Annotated in this window: 2 protein-coding genes; one reads left to right on the forward strand and one right to left on the reverse strand. The window is 36.4% G+C overall.

Annotation, left to right across the window (positions count from 1 at the left end; translation table 11 throughout):
* The first annotated feature begins 251 nt into the window (after positions 1 to 251).
* Positions 252 to 1,322 (forward strand): NHL repeat-containing protein, encoded by a 1,071-nt coding sequence (locus tag AC1DRQ_RS31260; protein WP_477429996.1) that lies wholly within the window; start codon positions 252 to 254, stop codon positions 1,320 to 1,322.
* A 28-nt stretch (positions 1,323 to 1,350) separates the two neighbouring features.
* Here the strand turns inward: AC1DRQ_RS31260 and AC1DRQ_RS31265 are convergent, their stop codons facing one another.
* Positions 1,351 to 1,494, reverse strand: a complete 144-nt coding sequence (locus AC1DRQ_RS31265; RefSeq protein WP_477429998.1) for a hypothetical protein — start codon at positions 1,492 to 1,494, stop codon at positions 1,351 to 1,353.
* Positions 1,495 to 1,770: the final 276 nt, after the last annotated feature.

The raw sequence follows: 1,770 nt of genomic DNA on the forward strand, positions 1-1,770 counted from the left end.
CTGGTACCCTATTCGACTTGGGATCAGGGATTAATGGAGAAAGTTTGTGGGAGAAGAAAAGCTATTTTCTTTGCGTCATTCATCCCAAAAGTCAAAAATACCAAACTCAATTTTCAGGATTCTACCAATTCCTAAAGCATACAGAAATAGCCTTAAGTTGATATTTCACACTTGGTATACAAAGAAGTAACATTTGCCTGGTTGCTAAAAATTAGCTTGTTACGTACGCTAACTTTGATAAAAACTATACCATGAAAAAGTATAATTCCTTATCAATGCTAACCTTAAGTGTTTTTTTCGCGTTTTCATCCTGTAAAAAAACCGATGATCAACTACCAGTTAAGGCCAACAACGTGAAGTCAACTCACGTATTGAATGCGGATGGTTCACACCTCCCTTTTACTGTTGTAACTATTGCCGGAGACCCTATCCAAACTGGCCTGGCAGATGGAGCAGGCAAACAGGCCAGGTTTTATTATCCATTTGGAATTGATGTTACCGATGATGGCACAATTTACGTGGCCGATTTTGATAATCACAAAATCCGAAAAATTACACCTCCTAATATTGTTTCAACTATAAATATACCGCCAAGCAGCGATGGGCAAAGTTTTTTATTCCCCGAATATGTTCGTTTATCAAATGACGGCACTATCAATGTTTTAATACAAAGTGGCACCCGACGTGTATGGATACTGAAGCCAGACGGAACATTATCCACTCCCCTGCCACCAAGTCCGTATGGGAGTACCTGGGCATTTTATACCGGACTTCAAAAAGACCCTTCCGGTAGTTTTTTATGGTTCTCGCAACAATATTATCGTGCCAGCAGTACAGTAGCTGTTCCAACTTCACTAAAAAAATTCTATACAGACGTAAATGGCCGAATTGGCACTAACGCTTTTTTACCACCAAGAGATTCACTTTCACTTCCTGAAAAAAATGGTGATTATAGTATCAGCAATTTTTACATCGGTTACAATGGAGTAAAATACATTGTGATAAACAATAATCACATATATAAATTAACCCCGGCAGGCGTCTTTACCCAGATATATAAAGATTTAAAGTTTAAGTATATATATAGTCTTACTGGTTCAAAAGATAGCCGGGTGTTGTATGTTGCAGATGGAGGTGCCATTAAGAGCATTGTGAATGGCAAGCTTCAGTTTCTTGTTGGCCCTCAAAAATATGATGTAACCGCCGTTGATGGCGTTGGGTCAAGCGCCAATGTTTTTGCTCTTTATTTAGTATTGTCAAAAGACGAAAACACGCTTTATTTTAGCGATCATTCAACTATCAGAAAACTATTATTGAAATAAAGCATGGCGCATTTACAATGGAAAATATTTATCCTACTTCACCAAACATATACATGATGATCACAATTAATAATACAATCAGCCAGAATACTAAAGTAACGCTCATTTCTCTTTTAAGGAAAAAAGAAATCTCCAGCCATGCTTTTTTATTTAGCCTTTTACCTGTTTTCATTATCAGATAGCCGTTATATTATTAATCATTGGGTGACCAACCAAGCATCCAGGCTTAAAGACAAACCTGGGCCAGCAAACACCAGCAAAGAAACCGGAGCAATTATTCCGGTTTATAAAATAAGGGTACGGCTAAAAAAAGAAAATATGGGCTATAACAATTAGTTGTAAAATTAAATAATATCAGCTATGTTTTTGCTTAATTATAAAAGCATCCATCATTTTGGACACTCTTTTTCAAAATATTTTAGCTTTTTTAAAACACAATGCCATATAG

Source organism: Mucilaginibacter sp. P4_E8, from assembly GCF_056401495.1.

What these genes read in the sequence shown, in the direction of transcription:
- AC1DRQ_RS31260 (WP_477429996.1), top strand. Translation starts at nt 252, where the DNA reads ATGAAAAAGTATAATTCCTTATCAATGCTAACCTTAAGTGTTTTTTTC.
- AC1DRQ_RS31265 (WP_477429998.1), bottom strand. Translation starts at nt 1,494, where the DNA reads ATGAAAACAGGTAAAAGGCTAAATAAAAAAGCATGGCTGGAGATTTCT.